Annotated in this window: 6 protein-coding genes; 4 read left to right on the top strand and 2 right to left on the bottom strand. The window is 66.3% G+C overall.

Annotated features, from left to right (window positions below):
* The coding region (locus Q0116_RS12580) for a HalX domain-containing protein (RefSeq protein ID WP_297888907.1) at positions 1 to 557 on the bottom strand (557 nt) is incomplete at its 3' end.
* Positions 558 to 701: 144 nt separating this feature from the next.
* On the opposite strand from Q0116_RS12580, the gene Q0116_RS12575 reads away from it, so the two are divergent.
* The gene (locus Q0116_RS12575; protein ID WP_297888904.1) at positions 702 to 1,433 is read left to right on the top strand and encodes an ATPase domain-containing protein; all 732 of its coding nucleotides are present in this window, start codon (positions 702 to 704) and stop codon (positions 1,431 to 1,433) included.
* A gap of 18 nt (positions 1,434 to 1,451) precedes the next feature.
* On the opposite strand, the gene Q0116_RS12570 is transcribed toward Q0116_RS12575, so the two are convergent.
* The gene (locus tag Q0116_RS12570) at positions 1,452 to 1,790 is read right to left on the bottom strand and encodes a helix-turn-helix domain-containing protein (RefSeq protein WP_004597591.1); all 339 of its coding nucleotides are present in this window, start codon (positions 1,788 to 1,790) and stop codon (positions 1,452 to 1,454) included.
* 186 nt (positions 1,791 to 1,976) lie between these two features.
* On the opposite strand from Q0116_RS12570, the gene Q0116_RS12565 reads away from it, so the two are divergent.
* From Q0116_RS12565 to Q0116_RS12555, 3 genes are all read left to right on the top strand, one after another.
* Positions 1,977 to 2,321, top strand: coding sequence for a hypothetical protein (locus Q0116_RS12565; protein WP_297888897.1), 345 nt, complete (start codon positions 1,977 to 1,979; stop codon positions 2,319 to 2,321).
* A 241-nt stretch (positions 2,322 to 2,562) separates the two neighbouring features.
* Positions 2,563 to 3,150, top strand: coding sequence for an SHOCT domain-containing protein (locus tag Q0116_RS12560; RefSeq protein ID WP_297888894.1), 588 nt, complete (start codon positions 2,563 to 2,565; stop codon positions 3,148 to 3,150).
* Between the two features lie 312 nt (positions 3,151 to 3,462).
* A partial coding sequence (locus Q0116_RS12555) for an archaellin/type IV pilin N-terminal domain-containing protein (protein ID WP_308214398.1) occupies positions 3,463 to 3,581 on the top strand: 119 nt, incomplete at its 3' end.

Below are 3,581 nucleotides of genomic sequence, written 5' to 3'. Positions count from 1 at the left end.
TCGCCGAGGTCGCGGAACATCGCGCGGTAGTCGTCGGTTGACAGCGACTCCCCGAGGTCGTCGATGTCGGCGTCCAAGTCCTCTAAGCGCTCGACGAGCTCGGCGTACGCCTCGTTTCCTTCGCGCTGGGCGGCCGGCTTCTGCGAGCTCAACACGGCGCGTTTGCTGGCGAGCGCGGCGGCCTCCTGGACGAGGTCGTCGTACTCGCTGCGCGTCAGGAGCGTGTCGATGGCGGCGAGCAGCTTCGAGCGGCTCACCGGCTTGGTGAGGTAGAGGTCGAACCCCATGTCGATGATGTCGAAGTCGGGCTCGACCGCGGTGACCATCGCCACGCGGCAGTCGTACTCCGCCTCGCGGATGTGTTCGAGGACGTCGTCGCCGCTCCCGTCGGGGAGTCGGCGGTCGAGGAGCACCACGTCGAGGTCGGGGTCGACCCGGTCGATCGCCTCGGTGGCGGTCTCGGCGACGTCGACGGTGTAGCGCTCCTCGAGGAAGCCGGCGTACAGCGCCGCGATGTCTGGCTCGTCCTCCACGACGAGGATCGACGGGTCGCTCACCGTCGACCACCGCCGGGAGCGACCGGACACGCTTCACCGGGCATACACGAACGGGGGGTATGTCGAGAGATAAAACTGTCGGCGTCCGTTCGCCCGACGTACTGAACCGTCTTTTATATACTCCGACCGCTAAGAGGAAGACGAATGTCAGAACTCGTCTCCACCGGGGTCGAGGGGCTCGACTCCATTCTCACCGGCGGCATCACCCAGCGGTCGACGGTCCTCGTCTCCGGAAACCCGGGCACCGGGAAGAGTATCTTCGGCATCCAGTACCTCCATCACGGCGTCTCCGAACACGACGAGCGCGGCGTGTACGTCTCCTTCGAGGAGGACGAGGCCGACATCCGCGGCGCCGCCGAGTCCGTCGGCTTCGAGGGGTTCGACGAGATGGTCGAGGACGGTGACATCGTCATCCTGGACAAACGCGAGATGCTCCGCGAGACCGACTTCTCGACCGCGGTCGACCGCCTGCTCGACACCGTCGAGGACGGGGACTTCGACCGCCTCGTCCTCGACTCGCTGTCGATGTTCCAGCTCTTCTTCGACGCCGAACAGGAGAAGCGCACCTACCTGCTGAAGTTCTCGGACATCCTCAAGGCGAACGGGCTCACCTCGCTGCTCATCAACGAGCAGGGAGCCGTCTTCCCCGACACCGAGGTGGGCTTGGAGAACTTCCTCACCGACGGGAACATCTACTTCATCCAGACGCCGACCGACTCCGGCGTCAACCGGTACGTCTGGGTGGCGAAGATGCGGAAACAGGACATCGATACCGACATCTTCCCGATGGAGATCGGGCAGGGCGGGATCACGGTCCACGAGCGCGCCGGCGGCTTCTCGATGATGGGCGGCTCCGACGACCAGCCGTCCTTCTGACGCCGCGGAGATCTCCGACTACTCGCGCGACGAGAGGTCGCGCCAGACGTCGTCGAGGCGGTTCTTCACCGCCGACCGCTCCTCGACCTCGACGGTGAGCCCGTCGCGGAAGTCGACCTCGACCCCGTCGACCTTCCGGCGATACACCTTCACGCGCCGGTGCTCGTCCGAGAGCGGCCGGTCGTGGAGCTCGAGGAGGTCCGCCTCCTCTAGTTCGTTGATCCGGCGGTAACACGTGGCGATCGGGACGTCTAACTGGTCGCTGAGGTCCTGCGCCGACTTCGCGTCGCCCGTCGCCGTCAGGATGTCCGTGTTGTATTTGTTACCGAGTACGGTGATCAGATCGTCCCCCACCATTCACGTTATCGATATTGATTTTTATGGCTTATAAGCGTACCGGTGATTGTGCGCGTCGACGAATCCCCTCCGTCCGGCGTTCGGCGTGCGTCCCGCTTCCGTTTCGGCCGCCGCGCGATCGCGTCGTGTTATCGGCGCTGATACCCGCTCCCGTGAGTTTATCACCGCCGTTCGTACAGGGAGAGTATGGAGCTCATCGAGGGGTTGTACCTGATGACGACCACCGTGGTGGCCGGCGCGAGCGCGACGCTCGTCGCGTTCGCGATCGCGGCGTACCGGTCGTCCGGCCGCACGGCGATGGCGTACCTGGCGGTCGGGTTCGGGCTCGTCGTCGTCGCGGCGGTGGCGACGCCCGCGGCCGCATTCTGGACCGGCTTCGCCAACGCCGAGGGCCTACTTCTGGTCAACAGCGGCCTGCTCGCGGCGTCGATGGCGCTCGTCGCCGGGAGCCTCGCCGTCTACGAACCCGGCACGCAGGAGTTCGTGATCCCGGAGTCGGAGCTGTCGCGGCTGCGCGACCGCGGCGACTGACGCCGCGACGCGCTCGCGCTGAGTCGGCGAGCCGGCACGGCCTCAGGCGGAGCGTTCACCTTCAGTCGGGGCCGTCGGACTGTCCTCGTCACACCCCCACCCCCGACGCGCTTTTGCGCTCGCGTCTCGTAGATCATACTATGTCAGACCGCTGCCGAGACGGGCGCGAAACGCCGGGCTCGCGGCTCGCTCCCGGGACGTACCGACCTGCGTTATCGCCACCATATTCGGACCGCCGCCGATGAGCCACGCCGACTCACCCGGCGGCCGCTCGGCGGTCGCGCGCCTCTCGGACCTCGTCGCGCGCGCCGGCGTCGGCGCCGGGATCACGGTGCTCGTGAGCGTCCTGCCCGTCGTCGGTTTGATCGCGCCCGCGGTCGGGGCCGGCGTGGCGAGTTGGACCGACGAGTCCGCGGTCGCCCGCGGCCCGCGGATCGGCGCGGCGACGGGCGCGCTGGTCGCGCTGCTGTCGCTGCCGCTGACGTTCTTCGCAGTCTGGGTCGCCGCCGCGGTGTCGCCCGCGGCGACCGTCGGCGTCCTCGCACTCACGCTCGTCGGCGCGGCGTACGTCGTCGGCAGCGGCGCGCTCGGCGGCTACCTCGCCGACCGGATCGCCGCGGATCGCGCGGCGCGGGCGGACACGGACCCCGAGACGACCGCGTCGCCGGTCGAGCGGCTCAAGCACCGCTACGTTGAGGGCGAGATCGGCGACGCCGAGTTCGAGCGTCGGCTCGATCGGCTGATGGCGACCACCGATCAGGGTGACCGCTCTGAGGCTGACACTCGTTCTGAGTCGGTCGGGTCAGTCTCGCCCGCCCGCGAGCGCTAGGTCTCTTCGCTATCTCCCTGCGACTTCCTGCCTCCATCGAATGACTGTGTTCTCGATCGGATGGCCACTCGTGCGCACACCGAATTCGCGACGCAGACCCTCGGTATCGGTACTCTGTCCCAGATCCAGATCTGATATCCGCTCGACGAAGTCGTTGATATATTCTGTAATTAAATTACTCAAAATAACCCGAAAACCGCACGACGTGAGTCGTTTATCAATGTGAATAACCGGGTACGTGATCTTAAGTAGGAAATCCCCATCGTCAACGATAACGCCCGCCGGGCAGGCCGGGGGCCGACGCAAAACACAATGTTCGAAGCAATCACGGACGAGGAACAACGCGGTCAAGTGGGGATCGGGACCCTCATCGTGTTCATCGCGATGGTGCTGGTGGCGGCGATCGCCGCCGGCGTTCTGATCAACACGGC

The organism is uncultured Halorubrum sp., from assembly GCF_937146585.1.
GTDB classification, from domain to species: Archaea; Halobacteriota; Halobacteria; order Halobacteriales; family Haloferacaceae; genus Halorubrum; species Halorubrum miltondacostae.
This window is presented reverse-complemented; position numbering and strand designations above follow the sequence as displayed.